At 71.3% G+C, this 23,368-nt stretch carries 24 protein-coding genes; 20 read left to right on the top strand and 4 right to left on the bottom strand.

The features are described from left to right. Positions 1–51: 51 nt before the first annotated feature. Positions 52–915 carry a hypothetical protein gene (locus ACIQ8J_RS20350; RefSeq protein ID WP_403273773.1) on the bottom strand — a complete coding sequence of 288 codons (864 nt, stop codon included), beginning with the start codon at positions 913–915 and terminating at the stop codon, positions 52–54. 123 nt (positions 916–1,038) lie between these two features. Between ACIQ8J_RS20350 and ACIQ8J_RS20345 the strand changes: the two genes are divergently transcribed. Genes ACIQ8J_RS20345 through ACIQ8J_RS20335 form a run of 3 tightly spaced genes read left to right on the top strand, consistent with a single transcriptional unit; the run spans position 1,039 to position 3,380 of the window. After that, positions 1,039–2,001, top strand: a complete 963-nt coding sequence (locus ACIQ8J_RS20345; RefSeq protein WP_403273775.1) for a GlxA family transcriptional regulator — start codon at positions 1,039–1,041, stop codon at positions 1,999–2,001. A 38-nt stretch (positions 2,002–2,039) separates the two neighbouring features. Next, positions 2,040–2,687: a DJ-1/PfpI family protein gene (locus ACIQ8J_RS20340; protein WP_403273777.1), complete on the top strand. Its 648-nt coding sequence runs from the start codon at positions 2,040–2,042 to the stop codon at positions 2,685–2,687. Positions 2,688–2,741: 54 nt separating this feature from the next. Beyond that, positions 2,742–3,380, top strand: coding sequence for a DJ-1/PfpI family protein (locus tag ACIQ8J_RS20335; protein WP_403273780.1), 639 nt, complete (start codon positions 2,742–2,744; stop codon positions 3,378–3,380). On the opposite strand, the gene ACIQ8J_RS20330 is transcribed toward ACIQ8J_RS20335, so the two are convergent. Continuing rightward, a complete protein-coding gene (locus ACIQ8J_RS20330; RefSeq protein ID WP_403273782.1) occupies positions 3,352–4,119 on the bottom strand; it encodes an enoyl-CoA hydratase/isomerase family protein in 768 nt (255 codons plus the stop codon). The two genes, ACIQ8J_RS20335 and ACIQ8J_RS20330, sit on opposite strands and share 29 nt — an antisense overlap. 74 nt (positions 4,120–4,193) lie before the next feature. Between ACIQ8J_RS20330 and ACIQ8J_RS20325 the strand changes: the two genes are divergently transcribed. After that, positions 4,194–4,871, top strand: a complete 678-nt coding sequence (locus ACIQ8J_RS20325) for an HdeD family acid-resistance protein (RefSeq protein ID WP_403273784.1) — start codon at positions 4,194–4,196, stop codon at positions 4,869–4,871. A gap of 135 nt (positions 4,872–5,006) precedes the next feature. After that, the gene (locus ACIQ8J_RS20320) at positions 5,007–5,507 is read left to right on the top strand and encodes an ATP-binding protein (RefSeq protein WP_403273786.1); all 501 of its coding nucleotides are present in this window, start codon (positions 5,007–5,009) and stop codon (positions 5,505–5,507) included. On the opposite strand, the gene idi is transcribed toward ACIQ8J_RS20320, so the two are convergent. Together idi and ACIQ8J_RS20310 are read right to left on the bottom strand one after the other, a co-directional pair. Beyond that, positions 5,482–6,087, bottom strand: coding sequence for an isopentenyl-diphosphate Delta-isomerase (gene idi / locus ACIQ8J_RS20315; RefSeq protein WP_403273788.1), 606 nt, complete (start codon positions 6,085–6,087; stop codon positions 5,482–5,484). The genes ACIQ8J_RS20320 and idi overlap by 26 nt on opposite strands. 118 nt (positions 6,088–6,205) lie before the next feature. After that, positions 6,206–7,147, bottom strand: coding sequence for a cation diffusion facilitator family transporter (locus ACIQ8J_RS20310; protein WP_403273790.1), 942 nt, complete (start codon positions 7,145–7,147; stop codon positions 6,206–6,208). 397 nt (positions 7,148–7,544) lie between these two features. Here ACIQ8J_RS20310 and ACIQ8J_RS20305 point away from each other — a divergent pair, with 397 nt between their 5' ends. From ACIQ8J_RS20305 to ACIQ8J_RS20235, 15 genes are all read left to right on the top strand, one after another. Next, on the top strand, positions 7,545–9,350 hold the full coding sequence (locus tag ACIQ8J_RS20305) for a DUF5941 domain-containing protein (RefSeq protein ID WP_403273836.1): 1,806 nt from the start codon (positions 7,545–7,547) through the stop codon (positions 9,348–9,350). Continuing rightward, on the top strand, positions 9,347–10,084 hold the full coding sequence (locus ACIQ8J_RS20300; RefSeq protein ID WP_403273792.1) for a sugar phosphate nucleotidyltransferase: 738 nt from the start codon (positions 9,347–9,349) through the stop codon (positions 10,082–10,084). The genes ACIQ8J_RS20305 and ACIQ8J_RS20300 overlap by 4 nt, the downstream gene beginning before the upstream one ends. Then, positions 10,072–11,133 carry an iron-containing alcohol dehydrogenase family protein gene (locus ACIQ8J_RS20295; protein WP_399052146.1) on the top strand — a complete coding sequence of 354 codons (1,062 nt, stop codon included), beginning with the start codon at positions 10,072–10,074 and terminating at the stop codon, positions 11,131–11,133. The genes ACIQ8J_RS20300 and ACIQ8J_RS20295 overlap by 13 nt, the downstream gene beginning before the upstream one ends. Then, positions 11,111–11,890: a CDP-alcohol phosphatidyltransferase family protein gene (locus ACIQ8J_RS20290; RefSeq protein WP_399052145.1), complete on the top strand. Its 780-nt coding sequence runs from the start codon at positions 11,111–11,113 to the stop codon at positions 11,888–11,890. The genes ACIQ8J_RS20295 and ACIQ8J_RS20290 overlap by 23 nt, the downstream gene beginning before the upstream one ends. Before the next feature lie 8 nt (positions 11,891–11,898). Then, positions 11,899–12,771 carry a glycosyltransferase family 2 protein gene (locus tag ACIQ8J_RS20285; RefSeq protein WP_403273840.1) on the top strand — a complete coding sequence of 291 codons (873 nt, stop codon included), beginning with the start codon at positions 11,899–11,901 and terminating at the stop codon, positions 12,769–12,771. A gap of 71 nt (positions 12,772–12,842) precedes the next feature. Beyond that, positions 12,843–13,724 (top strand): ABC transporter permease, encoded by an 882-nt coding sequence (locus ACIQ8J_RS20280; protein ID WP_403273795.1) that lies wholly within the window; start codon positions 12,843–12,845, stop codon positions 13,722–13,724. Beyond that, a complete protein-coding gene (locus ACIQ8J_RS20275; protein WP_403273797.1) occupies positions 13,711–14,526 on the top strand; it encodes an ABC transporter ATP-binding protein in 816 nt (271 codons plus the stop codon). Before ACIQ8J_RS20280 ends, ACIQ8J_RS20275 begins: the two co-directional genes overlap by 14 nt. Before the next feature lie 419 nt (positions 14,527–14,945). Beyond that, positions 14,946–15,839 (top strand): squalene synthase HpnC, encoded by an 894-nt coding sequence (gene hpnC / locus ACIQ8J_RS20270; RefSeq protein WP_403273800.1) that lies wholly within the window; start codon positions 14,946–14,948, stop codon positions 15,837–15,839. Beyond that, on the top strand, positions 15,836–16,786 hold the full coding sequence (hpnD, locus tag ACIQ8J_RS20265; protein ID WP_403273804.1) for a presqualene diphosphate synthase HpnD: 951 nt from the start codon (positions 15,836–15,838) through the stop codon (positions 16,784–16,786). Before hpnC ends, hpnD begins: the two co-directional genes overlap by 4 nt. A 145-nt stretch (positions 16,787–16,931) precedes the next feature. Next, positions 16,932–18,305: a hydroxysqualene dehydroxylase HpnE gene (gene hpnE / locus ACIQ8J_RS20260; protein WP_403273842.1), complete on the top strand. Its 1,374-nt coding sequence runs from the start codon at positions 16,932–16,934 to the stop codon at positions 18,303–18,305. Further along, entirely contained in the window at positions 18,302–19,411 is a 1,110-nt protein-coding gene (locus ACIQ8J_RS20255) for a polyprenyl synthetase family protein (protein WP_403273806.1), read from the top strand. The genes hpnE and ACIQ8J_RS20255 overlap by 4 nt, the downstream gene beginning before the upstream one ends. Positions 19,412–19,518: 107 nt before the next feature. Further along, complete coding sequence (shc, locus tag ACIQ8J_RS20250; protein WP_403273808.1) at positions 19,519–21,513, top strand: squalene--hopene cyclase; 1,995 nt, start codon at positions 19,519–19,521, stop codon at positions 21,511–21,513. Continuing rightward, the gene (locus ACIQ8J_RS20245) at positions 21,513–22,160 is read left to right on the top strand and encodes a 1-hydroxy-2-methyl-2-butenyl 4-diphosphate reductase (RefSeq protein WP_403273811.1); all 648 of its coding nucleotides are present in this window, start codon (positions 21,513–21,515) and stop codon (positions 22,158–22,160) included. Before shc ends, ACIQ8J_RS20245 begins: the two co-directional genes overlap by 1 nt. 5 nt (positions 22,161–22,165) lie before the next feature. Next, positions 22,166–23,188 (top strand): adenosyl-hopene transferase HpnH, encoded by a 1,023-nt coding sequence (gene hpnH, locus ACIQ8J_RS20240; protein WP_403273813.1) that lies wholly within the window; start codon positions 22,166–22,168, stop codon positions 23,186–23,188. 4 nt (positions 23,189–23,192) lie between these two features. Further along, positions 23,193–23,368, top strand: a 176-nt coding sequence (locus tag ACIQ8J_RS20235) for a flavodoxin-dependent (E)-4-hydroxy-3-methylbut-2-enyl-diphosphate synthase (protein WP_403273845.1), incomplete at its 3' end; no start/stop codon positions are given.

Raw genomic sequence — 23,368 nt, 5'->3', positions numbered from 1 at the left:
TCTCGCTGAGCCTGGGGCGCCATTGTGGCAGGAGGCACCGACAATCGACGATCAGCCCTTGCCGATGAGGTCCGCGGGGAAGCCGCCCGCCAGGGCCGCCGTCACGAGGAACCCCTTGGCGAGCTCGGTGAGCCGGGTCACGCCCTGCTCGCCGAGGAGTTCGTACGGGGCAAGGTCGAGGCGGTCGGTGCGGTCCTCCAGCTCGGCGCGGAGCGTCACCCCGGCCTCCGTCAACTCGCCCTCGGCGTCGAGCAGTCCGCGCTCCCGCAGCCGCCCGGCGGCCGCGTCCCAGTCCGACCGCTGCCAGCCGCGCGTGGCGAGGATCCAGCGGGGCGCCATGCCCTTGCCGGTCGCGGTGTGGCTGACCAGGGCCTCCAGCGGGTCCAGGCCCAGGTCGAGCAGGACGGTGAGGTGGCCGTCGCCCCGGTGCTCGCGCAGCAGGGTCGTCGCGTGCCAGAACGCGAGGTGCGGTTGCTCCGGCACGGGCAGATCGGCGTGCGCGGCGTACAGCGGCCGGGCGTGCCGGGTGCAGCCCTCGGCGGCGCGCAGCGCGAGGCGGGCGGACTCGGCCATCTCGTCCGAGGCCACGGCCTCCTCGCCGAGCAGCCGGCGCAGCGTGTTGTCGACGGCCCGCAGGCGCGCGGCCAGGACGGCCTCGGGGGAGGCGGTCCGCCACACCGCGGGCAGGTGCCGGGCGATCAGCTCGTGGCGGAAGTTGTAGAACGTGGCCGCCACAACACCGGGGCCCACGGCGCCCATCGCGGCCGCGCGCCCCGCGAAGTAGGCGGCGCTGGGGTCCTCGACGCCGAGCCCGGCGAGCTCCTTGGTGAAGTCCGGCGAGAAGTAGACCGTGGCGTGCAGCGAGTTGAGGGGGCTGTGGCAGTGGCGTCCGGCGCGCGGCGGGAGAGAACTCATACCCGGCACGTTACCGACTGGTCGGTACGCCGTGAAGAGGCGGGGCGGCACGATGTGGCGATGGCAGGATAGGTGGGATTCTCGTCATTGCGGCCATCGCGGCGCAGGCCAAGGATGGAGGGCATGAAGAAGCGCTCCGTGCTCGTCGTCCTCTTCGACGGCGTCCAGAGTCTCGATGTGACCGGCCCCGCCGAGGTGTTCGCCGGGGCGGGCCACTTCCTCGGGGACCCCACGGCCTACCGGCTGCGCTTCGCCTCGCTCGACGGAGCCCCGGTCTCCTCGCACTGCGGGCTGCGCCTCATGGCCGACTCCGCGCTCGCGGACGCCGAGCCGCCGGACATCCTGCTCGTCCCCGGCGGCGAGGGCACCCGCCGCCCCGACCCCCGGCTGATCGACTGGCTGCGGGTGCACGGCCCGCGCGCCGCAAGCCTCGTCTCGGTCTGTACGGGCGCGCTGCTGCTCGCCGAGACCGGGCTGCTCGACGGGCGCCGGGCCACCACGCACTGGGTGGCCTGCGACCACATGGCGCGCCGCTACCCGGCGGTGCGCGTCGACCCGGACCCGATCTTCGTACGGGACGGCAGCATCGCCACCTCCGCCGGGGTGACGGCGGGGATCGACCTCGCACTCGCCCTGGTGGAGGAGGACCACGGCCGGGAAGCGGCCCTGGCCATCGCCCGCAATCTGGTCGTGTTCCTGCGCCGCCCCGGCAATCAGGCCCAGTTCAGCGCGCAACTCGCCGCGCAGACGGCCAGGCGCGAGCCGCTGCGCGAGCTCCAGCAGTGGATCACCGAGCATCCGGACGGCGATCTGTCCGTCGAGGCGCTCGCCGGGCGGGCCAGGCTCTCACCGCGCCACTTCGCCCGCGCCTTCCACGCCGAGACCGGCACGACACCCGGCCGCTACGTCGAGCGCGTCCGCCTCGAACATGCCCGGCGCCTCCTCGAAGAGACCCCGGACGGCGTGCGGGAGGTCTCCCGCGCGTCCGGCTACGGCACCCCTGAGGCGATGCGGCGCGCCTTCGTCAAGAGCCTCGGTACGGCCCCCGCCGAATACCGCCGCCGCTTCCGCCCCACCTCCGTATAGCCCCCGTCACGTCTGCCCAGCCCGTCGAAAGGCAGCCCATGCAGATCGCCATCCTGCTGTACGACCGTTTCACCGCCCTGGACGCCGTCGGACCGTACGAGATCCTGGGGCGCACGCCCGGTGCCGAGACGGTGTTCGTCGCCGAGCAGGCCGGACCCGTGCGCAACGACAACCGGGGCAGCCTCGGCATCCTGGCGGACCGCACGCTCGGCGAAGTCCCGCGGCCGGACATCGTGGTGGTGCCCGGCGGCCCCGGACAGGACGCGCAGATGGACAACGCGGCCGTCCTGGACTGGCTGCGCGCCGTGGACGCCGGATCGACCTGGACCACCTCGGTGTGCACCGGCTCCCTGCTGCTCGCCGCGGCAGGGCTCCTGGAGGGCCGCCGGGCCACCTCGCACTGGCTCGCCCTCGACCACCTCGCGACGTTCGGTGCGCGGCCCACGAGCGAGCGCGTCGTGACCGACGGCAAGTACGTCACGGCCGCCGGTGTCTCCTCCGGCATCGACATGGGGCTCACCCTGCTCGGCCGGATCGCAGGCGACGAGCGGGCCCAGGCCGTGCAGCTCCTCATCGAGTACGACCCCCAGCCGCCCTACGACGCGGGTTCGCCCGACAGGGCCCCGGCCCATCTGGTCGAGGAGCTCCGCGGCACGAGCCGCTTTCGCACCAAAGCCGGCCGCTGACCGCGGCAAGGACTCCGGCCCGTCAGTCAACTCTCCTGTCCCGAAAGGCAGTTCATGCAGATAGCCATCGTCCTCTACCCCGGCTTCACCGCGCTCGACGCGGTGGGCCCCTATGACACCCTCAGCCGGCTCCCCGGTGCCGAGACGGTGTTCGTCGCCGAGCAGGCCGGACCCGTACGCAACGACAGCGGGAGTCTCACGCTCGTCGCCGAGAAGTCCCTGGCCGAGGTGGCCCGGCCCGACATCGTGATCGTGCCGGGCGCCCCGCCCGAGGCCGTCGAACCGCACCTTGCGGGCGGGCCGCTCATCGACTGGCTGCGCGCCGCCGACGTCACGTCGACGTGGACCACCTCGGTGTGCACGGGCTCGCTGCTGCTCGCCGCCGCCGGGCTCCTGAACGGGCGCCGAGCCACCTCGCACTGGCTCGCCCTCGACGGGCTGCGCGGCCTCGGCGCCACGCCGACCGGCGAGCGGGTCGTGCTCGACCACAAGTACGTGACCGCGGCCGGTGTCTCCTCCGGCATCGACATGGGGCTCACGCTGCTCGGCCTGATCGCCGGGGACCGGTACGCGCAGGCCGTACAGCTCCTCATCGAGTACGACCCGCAGCCGCCCTACGACGCGGGTTCGCCCGACAAGGCGCCCGCCGAGCTCGTGGAGCAGTTCAGGACGAAGGGCTTCCCTCAGGACTGACCCGCCAGGTGAAGCGCGGAGCCCGGCGCTCCAGGAAGGCGGCGACCCCCTCCGCGGCGTCGCCGCTGCCGCGCGCCTGCTCCGCCCAGTGGGCCTCCCGGCCGGTCCCGCCGTCCGCGAACTCCTTCGCCGCCGCCTGGGTGAGCTGCGAACGCGACGCCAGTACGCGGGTGAACTCGGCCACCCGCCCGGCCAGTTCGCCCGCAGGCAGCACCTCGTCCACGAACCCGGTCCGCAGCGCCCGCCCGGTGTCCATCAACTCGCCCGAGAACAACAGGTACTTGGCGGTCGCGGGTCCCACCAGGGCGGCCAACCGCCGGGTGGAGGAGGCCGGGTAGACGATGCCGAGCTTCGCGGGAGTGATACCGAACGACGCGCCCTCCTCCGCGAACCGCAGATCGCACGCCGCCGCGAGCTGGCTGCCGCCGCCCACGCAGTAGCCGCGCACCGCGGCCAGCGTCGGCTTCGGAAAGGCCGCCAGGGCCTCCTCGGCCCGTACCGCGAGGGACTTGGGGTCTTCGCCGGGCTCCCGCAGCGAGGAGATGTCCGCCCCGGCGCAGAAGGTGTCCCCGGCCCCGGTCAGTACCAGCGCCCGTACGTCCGGGTCGGCCGCCAGGCGCGCCAGGAGCGGCGGCAGCGCCCGCCACATCGCGGACGTCATCGCGTTGCGCTTGGCGGGGTTGCTGATGACGACGGTGGCGACGCCCTGGTCAAGGCTCTGCTCCAGCTGCGGCTGCATGCGCCGGATGCTATCCGGGGACCCGGAACCTATGATCGTCAGGGGGCCGCACGCGGATCTGTGAGGAGACGCCGATGGCCGAACGGACTCAGCACGTCGGGCATGAAGGCAGAAAACTGAGCCGCAGCTTCGGACGGCTCGCCCTGCTCGGTGTGATCCTGGTCGTGGCCGGTCTCGTGGGCCTCGCCTATACGGAATTCGCGACCCTCACCACCATGCTGCTCTTCGGCTGGCTGCTGCTCGTCGGCGGCGTCGTCGGTCTGGCGCACGCGATCCAGTCGCGCGGGTCCAGCTTCTTCTGGCTCGGTGTCGTCGTCGCCGCGCTGAACCTCGCCGCGGGCGTGGTGGTGATCCGCCGGCCCGAGGGCAGCGCGGAGGCGCTCACCATGTTCGCCGCCCTGCTGTTCCTGACCGGCGGAGTGTTCCGCCTGGTGGGCAGTGCGGTGGTGCGCGGGCCGCAGTTCGGCTGGACGCTGGTGCAGGGCGCGTTCGGGTTGCTGCTCGGCGTGCTGGTGCTCGGGAGCTGGCCGAGCAACAGCCGCTACGTCATCGGCTTCTTCTTCTCGCTCGCCCTGCTCTTCGACGGACTCGGTCTGATCGCCATCGGAGTGGGCGGACGCAGAATCGTCACGCTGGTGAATGAAGCGGCGGCCCCCGCGGAGGCCGGGGAACGCACACCTCCGATGTCTCCGACACCCCCGCAAGCCATGCCAAAGCCCTCAGGCGAGGATCAGAACCCCATGGAGAAGTGACTTTCCCTGGCATCGGGGAGCAAAAAGCGGCGATTGGTGCTGACTTCTGTTCAGTCGGCCGGTCCGGACCAACGCACTCCCGACACTCTTCACTAGACGGGTGTGCAGTCGAGCCGCGAGGGTGGGTGCCGGAACATGGAGATCCGCGGGAGCCTGCCGCCCGACCCCGCCGCTCTGGCCGGTCCCCGGTCGTACGAGGGGGTGTGGCGGTTCACCGCCCCCGCCGTCGACGCCTCCGTCCCGCAGGCCCGGCACGCGGTGCGCGACCTGCTGGCCCGCCAGGGCGTACCGGCGCACGACGAGCTCGTGCAGGGGCTGCTCCTCATCGTCTCCGAGCTGGTCACCAACGCGGTCAGACACGCGGCGCTGCTCTCTCCGCAGGTCGCCGTCGAGGTGGCGATCGGCGCCGAGTGGATCCGGGTCGCCGTCGAGGACAACCACCCCTACCGCCCCAAGGCCCTGGAGGCCGACTACGCCCAGACCGGCGGCAGGGGCCTGCTCCTGGTGCGGGAGATCACCGAGGAGACCGGGGGGGTGTGCGACGTCGAGCAGACCGCGAACGGCGGAAAGATCGTCTGGGCCGCACTCCCGCTGGCCCCACTGCCGGGGATCACCAGCCCGCGTCGGGCCCCGTGAGCTCCTTGACCGCGGGCCGCGCCGCGTCGAGCACCGTCATGAACCACGCCGAGAACGTGGCGCGGGCGTGCCGCTCGGCGAGCTCCTCGGGCGTCACGAACGCCGTCTCGCCGACCTCCTCGGGGTCCGGCCGCAGCGGCGACTGCACGAGGCCCACGAAGAGGTGGTTGTACTCCTGCTCCACCAGGCCCGACTCCGGGTCCGGGTGGTTGTAGCGGACCGTGCCCGCCTCGGCGAGCAGCGTCGGCGAAATGCCCAGCTCCTCATAGGTCCGCCGAGCGGCCGCGGCGAACGGGGACTCGCCGGGGTAGGGGTGGCCGCAGCAGGTGTTGGACCAGACGCCGGGGGAGTGGTACTTGCCGAGCGCCCGTCGCTGGAGCAGCAGCCGGCCCGCCGGATCGAAGAGGAAGACGGAGAACGCCCGGTGCAGCTGACCTGGCGCCTGGTGGGCGGAGAGCTTCTCCGCCGTTCCGATGGTGTTGCCGCTCTCGTCGACCAGTTCGAGCATGATCTCTTCCGCGGCTGCGCCCGTGGTCCCGTTCGACGAGTTGTTCGCCGTGGTGGCTGGTGTGCTCGGCATAACCATCCTTAGCTTCGGTCCTCGGCTGCCCAGTCTGCCGTACAAAAGCGGCGTGTCCGCACTTCCACGGGCACCCGCATGTCCCTGCCCCGCGAAGGGCGCCGGGAACCGCGGAGGGTCAGTGGCAGAGCTTGGCCTCGTGCTCGGCGTGGCCGCCGGGCTCCAGCTGGAAGGTGCAGTGCTCGACATCGAAGTGATCGCCCAGGCACCCCTGCAACTCGTGCAGCAGCTTCTCGTGCCCCACCGTGTCGAGGACCTCCTGGCTGACCACCACGTGCGCCGAGAGCACCGGCATCCCGGACGTGATCGTCCACGCGTGCAGATCGTGTACGTCCTCGACGCCGGGCAGCTCCACGATGTGCGCCCGCACCTCGCCCATGTCGACCCCCTTGGGAGCCGATTCAAGGAGCACGTTGAGGGTCTCGCGGAGCAGCTTGACGGTACGGGGCACGATCATCAGGCCGATCGCCAGCGAGGCGATCGGGTCGGCCGCCTGCCACCCGGTGGTCATGATCACCAGACCGGCGACCACGACGGCCGCCGAGCCGAGCGCGTCGGAGAGCACCTCCAGGAAGGCGCCGCGCACATTGAGGCTGTCCTGCTGACCCTTCATGAGGAGGGACAGCGACACCGAGTTGGCGACCAGGCCGATCAGACCGAAGACGACGGCCGTGCCGCCCGCGGTGTCGGCGGGCTCCACGAACCGGGAGACCGCCTCGAACAGGACGTAGCCGCCCACCCCGAGCAGCAGCAGGCAGTTGGCGAGCGCGGCGAGGATCTCGGCGCGGGCGTATCCGTAGGTGCGGTTCCCGCCGGCCGGCCGGTTGGCGAAGTGGATGGCGAGCAGCGCCATCGCGAGCCCGAGGCCGTCCGTCGCCATGTGCGCGGCGTCCGCGACGAGCGCGAGCGAGTCCGCGAGCAGACCGCCGACTATCTCCACGACCATCACGGTCAGTGTGATGCCGAGCGCGATCCGCAGCCGCCCCTGGTACGCGGCGGCGGCGGTGCCGGTCGGCGGCGGCCCGCCGTGTGTGTGTCCGTGGTCGTGCCCAGCCCCCATGAAGGCCCTCCCGGATTCGGTCTCGTTCGATGGTGACATCTGTGTACGAGGGGTCAGTGAACTACGGGTAGGGGGTATCTGCAACACGGGACTGAACACCGTTGTCATGTGCTCTGACCTGCGGAAATGCTCGCAGGTCAGAGCGCCGCAGAGATCATCGCGGGCCCGGCCGCACGGTCGGGCCCACAGCGCGCGCGGTACGCGGTTTGTGGGCTGCGGCCTTGATCGACAATGATGGTCACGGCGCCCCGCGGCGGGCGCCGCCGGGCCCGTTCGGGCGCGAACGGCCAGTGAATTCCCGGTTCCGTGCATCCGATAGCCTCTGCCGACGTGCCGCCCGCCCCGTGCCGGGCCAGCCGCCGCGCATCCGTACTGCCCGTCCAAGGAGTGAGTTCGACTGTCGACCGCCATCCTGACCGGTCTGCCGGTCCCCGGGTCGCAGCTCGGACCCGAGCTGGGCTCCTTGGGCTTCGACGTCCGCTCCGCCCAGCGGCCCGAGGACGTGTCCGCCCTGCTCGCCCAGGTGCCGGCCGGTGAACGGGTCGCGCTGGTCGACCCGCGCTTCCTCGGTCACCTCCACTCCCTGCGCCTCGCGCTGACCGACCCCCGCTTCCCGGCGGCCGCCGTGCCCGGCGCGCTGACGGTCCAGGCCGAGGCACGCCCGGCGCTCGACCGCGCCCTGGCCGGCGCGCCGGTGGGGCCCGACGACCGGGTCCGTACGGCCTCCGTGCTCGCCGACGACATCGCCGCGGCCATCGAGGCCGACGGCGTCGCGGTGCACCGCCCCGAGCTCGGCTCGCTGGTCGCGACCGTCCCCGCCGACGCGGCCGCCGCGGCCGCCGCGAGCCGGGCCGTCGCCGCCGTGGACGACGAGGCCGTACGCCTGCGCAACGCGGTCAAGTCCCGCGACGGCTTCTTCACCACCCACTTCATCAGCCCGTACTCCCGTTACATCGCCCGCTGGTGCGCCCGCCGGGGACTCACCCCCAACCAGGTCACCACCGCCTCGCTGATCACCGCGCTGATCGCGGCCGGCTGCGCGGCGACCGGGACCCGCGGCGGCTATGTCGCGGCCGGACTGCTGCTGATCTTCTCCTTCGTCCTGGACTGCACCGACGGGCAGCTCGCCCGTTACTCGCTCCAGTACTCGACGATGGGCGCCTGGCTCGACGCCACCTTCGACCGCGCCAAGGAGTACGCCTACTACGCGGGGCTCGCGCTCGGCGCGGCCCGGGGCGGCGATGACGTGTGGGCCCTCGCGCTCGGCGCCATGGTGCTCCAGACCTGCCGCCACGTCGTGGACTTCTCCTTCAACGAAGCGCACGTCGTGGGCACTGACGCCACCGCGAACACCAGCCCCACCGCCGCCCTCTCCGACAAGCTCGACTCGGTGGGCTGGACGGTCTGGGTGCGCCGCATGATCGTGCTGCCGATCGGCGAGCGCTGGGCGATGATCGCCGTGCTGACCGCCGTCAGCACGCCCCGCATCGTCTTCTACGCGCTGCTCATCGGCTGCGCGTTCGCCGCCTGCTACACCACCGCCGGCCGGGTGCTGCGCTCGCTGACCCGCCGGGCCACCTGCACCGACCGGGCAGCTCAAGCACTCGCCGACCTCGCGGACAGCGGGCCGCTCGCGCAGCTGGTCGCCGCGAAGGCGCCCCGGGTGCCGGGAGCCCCCGTGGTGGCCGCCGTCGGCGCCGTGGCCCTCATCACCACCGCGCTCACGCAGCCGGTCGGCAGCCGCCAGATGATCGTCGCCGCCGTCTTTTACGCGATCCTGTCGGGCATCTCCGTCGCCCGGCCCCTCAAGGGCGCCCTCGACTGGCTCGTTCCGCCGCTGTTCAGAGTGGCCGAATACTGCACGGTCCTGGTCCTGGCGGCCCGCTCCGGGGTGGACGGGGCGCTGCCCGCGGCCTTCGGGCTGGTGGCCGCAGTCGCCTACCATCACTACGACACGGTCTACCGCATCAAGGGCGGCTCCGGCGCGCCGCCCCTGTGGCTGGTGCGGCTGATCGGCGGCCACGAGGGCCGCACGCTCGTGGTGGCGGTGCTCGCCGCCGTCCTCGCCACGCGAGACACAGACTTCACCCTGGCGCTCACCGCCCTCGCGGCGGCCATCGCGCTCGTGGTGCTCGTGGAGTCCATCCGCTTCTGGGTGTCCTCCGGAGCACCTGCCGTACATGACGAAGGAGAAACAGCATGATTGGCCTCGTACTGGCAGCCGGTGCCGGACGGCGTCTGCGCCCCTACACCGACACGCTCCCGAAGGCCCTCGTGCCTGTCGACGGTGACACCACCGTCCTGGACATCGCGCTGAAGAACTTCGCCGAGGTCGGCCTCACCGAGGTCGCGATCGTCGTCGGCTACCGCAAGGAGGCCGTGTACGCGCGCAAGGAGGCCCTGGAGGCCAAGTACGGCGTCGCGATCACGCTGATCGACAACGACAAGGCCGAGGAGTGGAACAACGCCTACTCCCTGTGGTGCGCCCGTGAGGTCCTCAAGCGCGGTGTGATCCTCGCCAACGGCGACACCGTCCACCCGGTCTCCGTCGAGAAGACGCTGCTCGCCGCGCGCGGCGACGGCCAGAAGATCATCCTCGCCCTCGACACGGTGAAGCACCTCGCCGACGAGGAGATGAAGGTCATCACCGCCGACGGCAAGGGTGTCCAGCACATCACCAAGCTGATGGACCCGGCGACCGCGACCGGCGAGTACATCGGCGTCACGCTCATCGAGGCCGAGGCCGCCGAGGAGCTCGCCGACGCCCTGAAGACCACCTTCGAGCGCGACCCCGACCTCTACTACGAGGACGGCTACCAGGAGCTCGTCAACCGCGGCTTCACCGTCGACGTGGCGCCCATCGGCGAGGTCTCGTGGGTCGAGATCGACAACCACGACGACCTGGCGAAGGGCCGTGAGATCGCGTGCCAGTACTGACTCGGCTCATCCCCTCGCCGGTTGTCGTGGACATCCGGCGGGGGGCACTGGACGACCTGGCGGTCGTCCTCGCCGACCAGCGCATCTCGGCCAACGGCAAGCTGGCGATCGCGATCAGCGGCGGCTCCGGCCTGAAGCTGCGTGAGCAGTTCGCCCCGCTGCTGCCCGGCGCCGAGTGGTACCCCGTCGACGGCGGCACCATCGACGCGGCGGTCAAGCTCGCCGACGCGATGCGGGGCAAGCGCTACGACGCCGTGGTGGCGCTCGGCGGCGGGAAGATCATCGACGTGACGAAGTACGCGGCGGCCCGGGTCGGGCTGCCCATGGTCGCGGTCGCGACGAACCTCTCGCACGACGGCATCTGCTCGCCGGTCTCCACCCTGGACAACGACAACGGCCGCGGTTCCTACGGGGTGCCCACCCCGATCGCCATCCTGATCGACCTGGACGTGATCCGGGACGCGCCCGCGCGTTTCGTGCGCTCGGGCATCGGCGACGCGATCTCCAACCTCTCCGCGATCGCGGACTGGGAGCTGTCGCACCGCGAGACCGGCGAGCCCGTCGACGGCCTGGCAGCGGCGATGGCGCGCAGCGCCGGCGAAGCGGTGCTGCGCCACCCCGGCAGCGTCGGCGACGACGACTTCCTGGTCACCCTCTCCGAGGGCCTGGTCATGTCCGGCATCGCCATGTCGATCAGCGGCGACACCCGGCCCTCCTCCGGCGCCTGCCACGAGATCAGCCACGCCTTCGATCTGCTCTTCCCGACGCGGGCCGCCAGCCACGGCGAGCAGTGCGGCCTCGGCGCGGCCTTCGCGATGCACCTGCGCGGCGCGCCCGAGCAGTCCGCGCTGATGGCCGAGGTGCTGCGCCGGCACGCGCTGCCGGTCCTCGCGAGTGAAATCGGCTTCACGGACGACGAGTTCGTGCGCGCCGTCGAGTTCGCGCCGCAGACCCGCCCCGGCCGCTACACCATCCTCGAGCACCTCGACCTGTCCACCGACCAGATCAGGGACGCGTACGCCGACTATGCCAAGACCATCCGTAGCTGAGCTCCGCCCGGTCGTGCACCCGGCGGGTGTGAAGGACCGGGTCAGCGGAGAACACTGGGGCGGCCGCCTGTACATGCGCGAGATCTCCCTGCGCATCACCCGCCGCCTGGTCACCACCAAGGTCACGCCGAACCAGCTGACCTACCTGATGACCCTCTGCGGTGTCCTCGCCGCCCCGGCCCTGCTCGTCCCGGGCATCTGGGGTGCCGTCCTCGGCGTCGTGGCCGTCCAGCTCTACCTGCTGCTCGACTGCGTCGACGGCGAGGTCGCCCGCTGGAAGAAGCAGTTCTCGCTCTCCGGGGTGTACCTGGACCGCGTCGGCGCCTATCTGTGCGACGCGGCGGTCCTGGTCGGCTTCGGCCTGCGCGCCGCCGACCTGTGGGGCTCCGGCCGGATCGACTGGCTGTGGGCCTTCCTCGGTACGCTCGCCGCCCTCGGCGCGATCCTGATCAAGGCCGAGACCGACCTGGTCGGCGTCGCCCGGCACCAGGGCGGGCTGCCGCTGGTCAAGGACGCGGCGGCCGAGCCGCGCTCCTCCGGCATGGCGCTCGCCCGCAGGGCCGCCGCCGCGCTGAAGTTCCACCGGCTGGTCCTCGGCATCGAGGCGTCCCTGCTGATCCTGGTCCTCGCGGTCGTGGACCAGATCCGCGGCGACCTGTACTTCTCGCGCCTGGGCGTCGCGGTGCTCGCCGGCATCGCGCTCCTTCAGACGCTGCTGCACCTCGTGTCGATCCTCGCTTCGAGCAGGCTGAAGTGAGCGCCCCCATGAAGGTCGGCGCGGTCGTCATCACGATGGGCAACCGCCCCGCCGAGCTGCGGGCCCTGCTCGACTCGGTCGCCAAGCAGGACGGCGACCGGATCGAGGTCGTCGTGGTCGGCAACGGCGCCCCGGTTCCGGACGTCCCCGAGGGCGTACGCACCGTGGAACTGCCGGAGAACCTGGGCATTCCGGGCGGCCGCAACGTCGGCATCGAGGCGTTCGGCCCGTCGGGCGCGCAGGCCGATGTGCTGCTCTTCCTCGACGACGACGGGCTGCTCGCCAACCCGGACACCGCCGAGCTGTGCCGGCAGGCCTTCGCGGCCGACCCGGAGCTCGGCATCATCAGCTTCCGCATCGCCGACCCGGAGACCGGGGTCACCCAGCGCCGCCACGTCCCGAGGCTGCGCGCCGCCGACCCGATGCGCTCCTCGCGCGTGACGACGTTCCTCGGCGGCGCCAACGCCGTGCGCACCAAGGTGTTCGCGGAGGTCGGCGGGCTGCCCGACGACTTCTTCTACGCCCACGAGGAGACCGATCTGGCCTGGCGGGCGCTGGACGCCGGCTGGATGATCGACTACCGCGCGGACATGGTCCTGCACCACCCGGCGACCGCGCCGTCCCGGCACGCGGTCTACCACCGGATGGTGGCCCGCAACCGGGTCTGGCTCGCCCGGCGCAACCTGCCCGCGCCGCTGGTCCCCGTCTACCTCGGGGTCTGGCTGCTGCTCACCCTCGCCCGCAAGCCGTCGGGGCCCGCGCTGAAGGCGTGGTTCGGCGGTTTCAAGGAGGGCTGGACGACGCCCTGCGGACCGCGCCGCCCCATGAAGTGGCGTACGGTCTTCAGGCTCACCCGGCTGGGCCGTCCTCCCGTCATCTGAGAGGCTCGGCTCTGAGAAGTCTCGGCTCCGAGACCATCGGGCGTACTTCATGAACACGAAAGTTTTCACTTGTGAGTGACACAACCCTGTCCCCGGCGGACCTCGCCGCACAGCACGGGCTGTCGGTGAGCGGGGCGCGGCCCCAGCTCATCGCCTACATCAAGCAGCTGTGGGGTCGGCGCCACTTCATCCTGTCCTTCTCGTCGGCCAAGCTGACCGCCCAGTACAGCGAGGCGAAGCTCGGCCAGATCTGGCAGGTGGCGACGCCCCTGCTGAACGCGCTCGTCTACTACTTCATCTTCGGTGTTCTGATGAACGCGAAGCGGGGCATCGACGCGAACGCGTACATCCCCTTCCTGGTGACCGGCGTGTTCCTGTTCACCTTCACGCAGAACTCGCTGATGGCGGGCGTACGCGCGATCTCGGGCAACCTGGGCCTGGTGCGGGCCCTGCACTTCCCGCGCGCCTCGCTGCCGGTCTCCTTCGCACTCCAGCAGCTCCAGCAGCTGCTGTTCTCCATGATCGTCCTGATGATCGTGGTGGTCTCGTCCGGCTTCATGCCGGGCATGACCTGGCCCCTGATCATCCCGGTGCTCGCGCTGCAGTTCGTCTTCAACACCGGCCTGGCGCTGATCTTCGCGCGCCTGGGCGCCAGGACGCCGGACCTCGCGCAGCTCATGCCGTTCATCATGCGTACGTGGATGTACTCGTCCGGCGTGATGTTCAGCCTCAGCACCGTGCTCAAGGGCAAGCCGCACTGGCTGAAGGACATCCTTCAGTGCAACCCCGCCGCGGTCTACATGGACCTGGCGCGCTACGCCCTGATGGACGGCTACGGCGGCCACGGGCTGCCCCCGCACGTGTGGGCCCTCGCGGTCGGCTGGGCGGTCGTCGTCGGGGGACTGGGATTCGTGTACTTCTGGAAGGCTGAAGAGCGGTATGGCCGTGGCTGAGGACATCAACGACCGCGATGCGGCGGTCGACGCGCGCATTCCCACCGTCATCTGCGACGACGTGCACATCGTGTACACCGTCAACGGAGGCGGCGGCGGAAGGGGCAGCGCCACCGCCGCCCTGAGCCGCATAGTCAAGCGGGACAAGACCGGCGGCGCCTCCCGGGGCATGCGCCGGGTGCACGCCGTACGGGGCGTCTCGTTCACCGCGTACCGTGGCGAGGCGATCGGTCTGATCGGCAGCAACGGCTCCGGCAAGTCGACGCTGCTGCGGGCCATCGCGGGTCTGCTGCCGCCGGAGAGCGGGCGGGTCTACACCGACGGCCAGCCCTCGCTGCTCGGCGTGAACGCGGCGCTCATGAACGACCTGACCGGCGAGCGCAACGTGATCCTCGGCGGCCTGGCCATGGGCATGTCGCGCGAGGAGGTCAAGGAGCGCTACGAGGAGATCGTCGACTTCTCCGGCATCAACGACAAGGGCGACTTCATCTCGCTCCCGATGCGGACGTACTCCTCCGGCATGGCGGCCCGGCTGCGGTTCTCCATCGCCGCGGCCAAGGACCACGACGTCCTGATGATCGACGAGGCGCTGGCCACCGGTGACCGGCAGTTCCAGATCCGTTCCGAGGAGCGGATCCGGGAGCTGCGCAAGCACGCCGGTACCGTCTTCCTGGTGAGCCACAGCATCGGCTCCATCCGCGACACCTGCGACCGGGTGCTCTGGCTGGAGCGCGGCGAGCTCCTCATGGACGGGCCGACCGACGAGGTCGTCAAGGCGTACCAGAAGGAATCCGGCCGCTGACGCACAGTCATTTTCCGGACCGCACAACCGGAGCCCCTGTCGATCAACCCCGGCGGGGGCTTTCGCGTCCTAGGGTGTGGCCCGAGGGTCAAGATCCCGTCAAGTTGCCAGTGTGCGGGGAAGGTTGGGCCGGATTGGAGTGTTCTTGTAATGCTCTCAACACCCCGGCGTGTTGTCGGCCGTTGTACAACGTAAGCTGTACCGGTGCTGATTCGCGGCAAGTGGGGTAATACGCCCCGGGCGCCCCGCGAGACGGGTCACCCCGTCCGGGGAGGTCAGGCGGCGTGTCCGAAATAGGATGTTTTGGGTCGGCGGTGTAGAACGGGAGATGTGACGGCCATGGCTACGGAAGATCTCCGGCTCAAAGGGACGGCCGCCGTTCCCGTGCCGGGCGGTACCCGGTGACCCGAGTCCGGGACGTGCGCACCGGATCCTCCTCGCGCACCACGCTCGACAAGGCCACGGAAGAGAACTTCCCGGTGGCCCCCTTCTTTCTGCCGCGTGCCTGGCGCGACGACCTGATGGCCGTCTACGGCTACGCCCGCCTCGTCGACGACATCGGTGACGGCGACCTCGCCCCCGGCGGCGCCGACGCCCGCCACCTCGGCGTGGACCCCGCCGACGCGGACGACCGGCTGCTGCTGCTCGACGCCTTCGAGACGGATCTGCGCCGCGTCTTCGACGGCACCCCGCACCACCCGCTGCTCAAGGCCCTCCAGCCCACCGTGCGCCGCCGCGCACTGACCCCCGAGCCGTTCCTCGGGCTGATCGCGGCCAACCGCCAGGACCAGCAGGTCCGGCGCTACGAGACGTACGGGGAACTGCTCGCCTACTGCGAGCTTTCGGCCAACCCCGTGGGCCGGCTCGTGCTGGCCATCACCGGCACCACGAGCCCGGAGCGCGTCCGGCGCTCCGACGAGGTCTGCACGGCGCTGCAGATCGTCGAACACCTCCAGGACGTGAAGGAGGACCTCGGCCGGGACCGGATCTATCTCCCCGCCGAGGACATGGCGCGGTTCCGCGTCACGGAGGCCGATCTGGCCGCCCCCCGAGGGAGCGCCTCGGTGCGTGCCCTGGTCGCGTTCGAAGCGGAACGCGCCGGGTCGCTGCTGAATGAAGGCACCCCCCTGGTGGGTAGCGTCCACGGCAGACTCAAGCTGCTGCTGGCCGGATTCGTGGCCGGAGGACGCGCCGCGCTCGACGCGGTCGCTGCCGCCGGCCACGACGTACTCCCGGGACCGCCCAAGCCCACCAAGCCCAGCCTGCTGCGCGAGGTGGGAGCCGTCTTGCGAGAAGCGCGTAGAGAGGGGTGAGCCGGACCGTGGAGGCACAGGCACCCGTGTCCGCACCGGTACAGGCCGCATACAGCTACTGCGAGGCGGTGACCGGGCAGCAGGCGCGCAATTTCGCCTACGGCATCAGGCTGCTGCCCGCCGACAAACGGCAGGCGATGTCGGCGCTGTACGCGTTCTCGCGCCGGGTCGACGACATCGGCGACGGGACGCTGGCGGCGGACGCCAAGAAGACGCGCCTGGAGGAGACCCGGGCGCTGCTCGGGCGCATCCGGGACGGCGAGGTCGACGAGGACGACACCGACCCGGTGGCGGTGGCGCTCGCGGACACGGCGCGCCGCTTTCCGGTGCCGCTCGGCGGGCTCGACGAGCTCATCGACGGCGTCCTGATGGACGTGCACGGCGAGAGCTACGAGACCTGGGACGACCTGAAGGCCTACTGCCGGTGTGTCGCGGGCGCCATCGGCCGGCTCTCCCTGGGCGTTTTCGGTACGCAGCAGGGCGCACCGGGCACCGAACGCGCCGCAGAGTACGCCGATACGCTGGGGCTCGCCCTCCAACTCACCAATATCCTGAGGGATGTTCGGGAGGACGCGGGCAATGGACGAACCTATCTCCCCTCCGACGACCTCGCCAAGTTCGGCTGCTCGGCGGGCTTCCACGGCCCGGTGCCGCCGGCCGGCTCCGACTTCGCGGGCCTCGTCCACTTCGAAGTACGGCGTGCCCGAGCCCTGTTCGCCGAGGGCTACCGGCTGCTGCCGATGCTGGACCGGCGCAGCGGCGCCTGCGTCGCCGCCATGGCCGGAATCTACCGGCGCCTCCTCGACCGCATCGAGCGCGACCCGGAGGCGGTTCTGCGCGGGCGGGTCTCGCTGCCCGGACGGGAGAAGGCGTACGTCGCGGTACGCGGCCTTTCGGGTCTCGACACCCGGTATGTCTCCCGGCAGACCGCCAGGAGGCGCGCCTGATGCCCGACGCACCCCTGGACGATGGGCTGAGCGCGATTACGCAGGCCCGGCGTGCAACTTCGAGGCGGCCTGACGCGTCCCTGACTGCATCGGCCTGCCGCGCGCCCCGCGCCGGCGCGGCCGGAGGGGAGGGCGCGTGAGCGGGATGCAGCCCGGACGCGCGGTGGTCGTCGGCGGCGGACTCGCCGGAATCACCGCGGCGCTCGAACTGGCCGACGCGGGGCTGAGCGTGACCCTGATCGAGGGCCGGCCGCGCCTCGGCGGCCTCGCGTTCTCCTTCCGGCGCGGCGACCTCACCGTCGACAACGGCCAGCACGTCTACCTGCGCTGCTGCACCGGCTACCGGTGGTTCCTCGACCGGGTCGGCGGAGCCGAACTGGCCCCGGTCCAGGCCCGGTTGGACGTCCCCGTCCTCGACGTGGCACACCCCAGGGGCCCCCGGCTCGGCCGACTGCGCCGCACCGCCCTGCCCGTGCCGCTGCACCTCGCCAGGAGCCTCGCGACCTACCCGCACCTCTCGCTCGCCGAGCGGGCCTCCGTCGGGCGCGCCGCACTCGCGCTCAAGCGGCTCGACCCCACCGACCCGGCCCTGGACGGCGTGGACTTCGCGACCTGGCTGGGGCGGCACGGCCAGTCCCCGCGCACCATCGAGGCGCTGTGGGACCTGGTGGGCGTGGCGACCCTGAACGCCACCGCGCCGCACGCCTCGCTGGGCCTCGCCGCCATGGTCTTCAAGACCGGACTGCTCTCCGAGCCGGGCGCCGCCGACATCGGCTGGGCCCGTGTGCCGCTCGGCGAACTCCACGACACGCTGGCCCGCAAGGCCCTCGACTCGGCGGGCGTACGCACCGAGACGCGCACCAAGGCCGAGTCCATCTCCCGTACGGAGAGCGGGAGTTGGCAGGTGCGGGTGGCCGGCGAGACGCTGGACGCCGAGGTCGTCGTGCTCGCCGTACCGCAGAGGGAGACGTACGACCTGCTGCCCGACGGCGCGCTGGACGATCCGGGCAGGCTGCTCGACATCGGCACCGCCCCGATCCTCAACGTCCATGTCGTGTACGACCGCAAGGTCCTGCGGCAGCCGTTCTTCGCCGCGCTCGGCTCCCCGGTGCAGTGGGTCTTCGACCGGACCGACTCCTCGGGGCTCCGGGGCGGCGGTCAGTATCTGGCCATTTCCCAGTCGGCCGCGCAGGACGAGATCGAGCTGCCGGTGGCCGAACTGCGCGCACGCTATCTCCCCGAGCTGGAAAAGCTGTTGCCCGCGGCGCGCGGCGCGGAGATCCTCGACTTCTTCGTCACCCGGGAGCGGACAGCGACGTTCGCCCCCACCCCCGGCGTCGGACGGCTGCGGCCGTCGGCGCGGACCCGCGCGGACGGCCTGTACCTGGCCGGCGCGTGGACCGCGACCGGCTGGCCCGCGACCATGGAGAGCGCTGTGCGCAGCGGATTCAGCGCCGCCGGCGCCGCTCTCTCCGCCCTCGGCCGCCCCCATGTTCATCCGCTTCAGGAGGCGGCATGACTGTTAGCAGTACTGGAACAAGAGGAGAGACTGTGCCGACTGTGCCTTCGGCTTCGGCGAATCCGGCTGTGGACACCGTGGACGTCACCGCCCTGCTGGAGCGGGGGCGCGCGCTGTCGACGCCGGAGCTGCGCGCGGCCGTCGACCGGCTCGCGGCTCCCATGGACACCGTCGCCGCCTACCACTTCGGCTGGATCGACGCCCAGGGCCGCCCGGCGGACGGCGACGGCGGCAAGGCCGTACGGCCCGCGCTTGCCCTGCTCTCCGCGGAGGCGGCGGGCGCCGCCGCCGAGGTCGGCGTCCCCGGCGCGGTCGCGGTGGAACTCGTACACAACTTCTCGCTCCTGCACGACGACCTGATGGACGGCGACGAGCAGCGCCGCCACCGCGACACGGTGTGGAAGGTGCACGGCCCGGCGCAGGCGATCCTCGTCGGCGACGCCCTGTTCGCCCTCGCCAACGAGGTCCTGCTCGAACTCGGCACGGTCGAGGCCGGCCGTGCCACCCGCCGACTCACCACCGCCACGCGGAAGTTGATCGACGGTCAGGCCCAGGACATCTCCTACGAGCACCGCGAGCGGGTCACCGTCGAGGAGTGCCTGGAGATGGAGGGCAACAAGACGGGCGCGCTGCTCGCCTGCGCCGTCTCCATCGGTGCGGTCCTCGGCGGCGCCGACGACCGGACCGCCGACACCCTGGAGGCGTACGGCTACCACCTCGGCCTCGCCTTCCAGGCCGTCGACGACCTGCTCGGCATCTGGGGCGACCCGGACGCCACGGGCAAGCAGACCTGGAGCGACCTGCGCCAGCGCAAGAAGTCGCTGCCGGTCGTCGCGGCCCTCGCCGCGGGCGGCCCGGCCTCCGAACGGCTCGGCCAGCTGCTCGCCGCCGACGCCAAGAGCAACGACTTCGACAGTTTCTCCGAGGCGGAGTTCGCCACCCGGGCGGCCCTGATCGAGGAGGCCGGCGGCCGCGAGTGGACCTCTCAGGAGGCCCGCAGGCAGCACGCCATCGCGATCGAGGCGCTCGGCGCTGTCGACATGCCGGAAAGGATCCGCGCGCAGCTCACCGCGCTGGCGGACTTCGTCGTCGTACGAAAGAGATGATCACTATTCCCATATGACTCGCAGTCGCCGGAAGGGCCCGGGAGACCGGGCCCCTTCCGACGGAGACCCCAGCACAGCAGAAGTAGCTACTGCACGAAGGGGAAGCCATGACAGCGACGACCGACGGAAGCACCGGGGCCCCGCGGCCCCGGGCCGCCGCGGCCAGTGCACCAACCGGGACGACACCCGGCGCGGACGCGGTGCTCGAAGCCGCCCGGCAGGCCGCCGAACGCGGCATCGAGCACCTGCTCGACAGGCAGGACGCCCAGGGCTGGTGGAAGGGCGACCTGGAGACCAACGTCACCATGGACGCCGAGGACCTGCTGCTGCGTCAGTTCCTCGGGGTGCAGGACGAGAAGACCGTCCAGGCGGCCGCCCTGTTCATCCGGGGCGAGCAGCGGGACGACGGAACCTGGGCCACGTTCTTCGGCGGGCCGGGGGAGCTCTCCACCACCATCGAGGCGTACGTCGCCCTCAGGCTCGCCGGAGACCTGCCCGAGGCCCCGCACATGGCGCGCGCCTCCGCCTGGATCAGAGCGAAGGGCGGAATCGCCGAGGCCCGGGTCTTCACCCGGATCTGGCTGGCGCTGTTCGGCTGGTGGAAGTGGGACGACCTGCCCGAACTGCCGCCCGAGCTGATCTTCCTGCCCAAGTGGGTCCCGCTCAACATCTACGACTTCGGCTGCTGGGCCCGGCAGACCATCGTGCCGCTGACCGTGGTCTCCGCGAAGCGCCCGGTACGGCCCGCACCCTTCGCGCTGGATGAGCTGCACACCGACGCCCGCACCCCCAATCCGGCCAAACCCCTTGCACCGGTGGCGAGTTGGAACGGTGCCTTCCAGCGGCTCGACACGGTGCTGCACGCCTACCGCAAGGTGGCCCCCCGCAAGCTGCGCCGGGCCGCGATGCGCAGCGCCGCCCGCTGGATCGTCGAGCGCCAGGAGAACGACGGCTGCTGGGGTGGCATCCAGCCGCCAGCCGTGTACTCCGTGATCGCCCTCCACCTGCTGGGCTACGACCTCCAACACCCGGTGATGCGGGCCGGGTTGGACTCTCTCGACCGGTTCGCGGTGTGGCGCGAGGACGGCGCCCGGATGATCGAGGCCTGCCAGTCGCCGGTGTGGGACACCTGCCTGGCCACCATCGCGCTCGCCGACGCGGGCGTACCCGCCGACCATCCGGCCCTCGTCAAGGCGGCCGACTGGATGCTCGGCGAGGAGATCACCCGGCCCGGCGACTGGGCCGTGCGCAGGCCCCAACTCGCCCCCGGTGGCTGGGCGTTCGAGTTCCACAACGACAACTACCCGGACATCGACGACACGGCCGAAGTGATCCTGGCGCTGCGCCGGGTCCAGCACCCCCAGCCGGAGCAGGCCGAGGCAGCCATCGCCCGCGGGGTGCGCTGGAGCCTCGGCATGCAGTCGAAGAACGGCGCCTGGGGCGCGTTCGACGCCGACAACACCAGCGCCTTCCCCAACCGGCTGCCGTTCTGCGACTTCGGCGAGGTCATCGACCCGCCCTCGGCCGATGTCACCGCCCACGTCGTGGAGATGCTCGCCTTCGAGGGCAGGTCCCATGATCCGCGCACCCGGCGCGGCATCGAGTGGCTGCTCGCCGAACAGGAGGCCAACGGCGCCTGGTTCGGCCGCTGGGGCGTCAACTACGTATACGGAACAGGGTCGGTGGTGCCGGCGCTCACCGCCGCCGGGATCCCCGCCTCGCACCCGGCGATCCGCCGCGCGGTGGGCTGGCTGGAATCCGTGCAGAACGACGACGGCGGCTGGGGCGAGGACCTGCGCTCGTACGGCGAGACCGAGTGGATGGGCCGCGGCCCCTCGACGGCCTCGCAGACCGCCTGGGCGCTGCTCGCGCTGCTGGCCGCGGGGGAGCGGGACGGCAAGGCGGCCGAGCGCGGCATCGCCTGGCTCGCCGAGAACCAGCGCGCGGACGGCTCCTGGGACGAGCCGTACTTCACCGGTACCGGATTCCCCTGGGACTTCTCGATCAACTACCACCTCTACCGGCAGGTGTTCCCGCTGACCGCGCTGGGGCGCTACGTCCATGGAGAACCGTTCTCCCTCAACAGCACCAAGGGGAGTTGATGGAGACACCCCAGGCCCCGCAGCCCGTGCCGCTGGTGATCGCCTGTGCGCTCACCATCGAGCGGCTCGCGCTGCGCGGCGCCGCCCGCGCCGGCGCGGAGGCCCCGGTGACCGTGCTGCGCAGCGGCATGGGACCCCGGGCCGCCGAGCGGGCCGTCGCGCGCACGCTGGGCGCGCCCGCGAACCGCGACGCGGTGGTCATCGCCTCAGGCTTCTGCGCCGGCCTCGCCCCCGGGATGCACCCCGGGGACCTGGTCGTCGCCGAGGAAACCCGCGACCCGCGGGGCACCACTCTGTGCACCGACACCGAGGTGCTCGCCAAGGCGCTCGCCGAGGCACTGCCGGGCCGCACCGTCCACACCGGCCCGCTCACCGGCTCCGACCACGTCGTACGCGGCCCCGAGCGGGCCGATCTGAGGGCGACCGGGGCCATCGCGGTGGACATGGAGTCCGCCGCCACGCTGTGGGCCGCCCAGCGGGCCGGACCGCGCCCGGTTGCGGCCGTACGGGTGGTCGTGGACGCTCCAGAACATGAACTCGTCCGGATTGGCACGGTTCGCGGTGGAATATCAGCCTTCCGCGTTCTTCGTGCCGTCCTTCCCGCTTTCTTTGAATGGCACCGTTCTTTGCTGCTCCCCAGGAGGTGAGCCAGATGGCCATGCCGCTTCGCCAGTCCATCAGGGTCGGGACCTATCTCTTTGAACAGAAGCTGCGCAAGCGTGAGAAGTTCCCGCTCATCGTCGAGCTGGAACCGCTCTTCGCCTGCAATCTGAAATGCGAGGGCTGCGGAAAGATCCAGCATCCGGCCGGGATCCTGAAGCAGCGCATGCCAGTGGCGCAGGCCGTCGGAGCGGTCCTTGAGTCCGGTGCGCCGATGGTCTCCATCGCGGGCGGCGAGCCACTGATGCACCCTCAGATCGATGAGATCGTGCGGCAGTTGGTGGCGAAGAGGAAGTACGTCTTCCTGTGCACCAACGCCCTGCTGATGCGCAAGAAGCTCAAGGATTTCAAGCCGTCGCCGTACTTCGCCTTCGCCGTGCACATCGACGGGCTGCGCGAGCGCCACGACGAGTCGGTGGCGAAGGAGGGTGTGTTCGACGAGGCGGTGGCGGCGATCAAGGAGGCCAAGCGGCAGGGTTTCCGGGTCACCACCAACTCGACGTTCTTCAACACCGACACCCCGCAGACGATCATCGAGGTGCTCAACTTCCTCAATGACGACCTCAAGGTGGACGAGATGATGATCTCGCCCGCCTACGCCTACGAGAAGGCACCCGACCAGGAGCACTTCCTGGGTGTCGAGCAGACCCGGGAGCTCTTCAAGAAGGCGTTCGCCGGCGGCAACCGCGGGCGCTGGCGGCTCAACCACTCGCCGCTCTTCCTGGACTTCCTGGAGGGCAAGGCGGACTTCCCGTGCACGGCGTGGGCGATCCCCAACTACTCGCTCTTCGGCTGGCAGCGACCCTGCTACCTGATGAGCGACGGGTACGTGCCGACGTACCGGCAGCTGGTCGAGGAGACCGACTGGGACAAGTACGGCCGCGGCAAGGACGACCGGTGCGCGAACTGCATGGCGCACTGCGGCTACGAGCCGACCGCCGTGCTCGTGACCATGGGGTCGCTGAAGGAGTCGCTCCGGGCGGTCCGCGAGACCGTCCAGGGAAACCGCGGGTGACGTGATGGGCCTCGGAGAGCCGGTCTCCCTGGGGCTCCCCGCGCTGCCGGCCCGGCCGCTGGCGGTGCGCCGCACCTCGCGGCGCATCCAGGTCGGGTCGGTGGCGGTCGGCGGGGACGCACCCGTCTCGGTGCAGTCCATGACGACGACGCGGACGTCGGACATCGGGGCGACGTTGCA

This window comes from Streptomyces sp. NPDC094147, from assembly GCF_044764265.1.
GTDB lineage: Bacteria > Actinomycetota > Actinomycetes > Streptomycetales > Streptomycetaceae > Streptomyces.
Note: the sequence above shows the minus strand (reverse complement) of the source record. Positions and strands in the feature narration are given on the sequence as shown.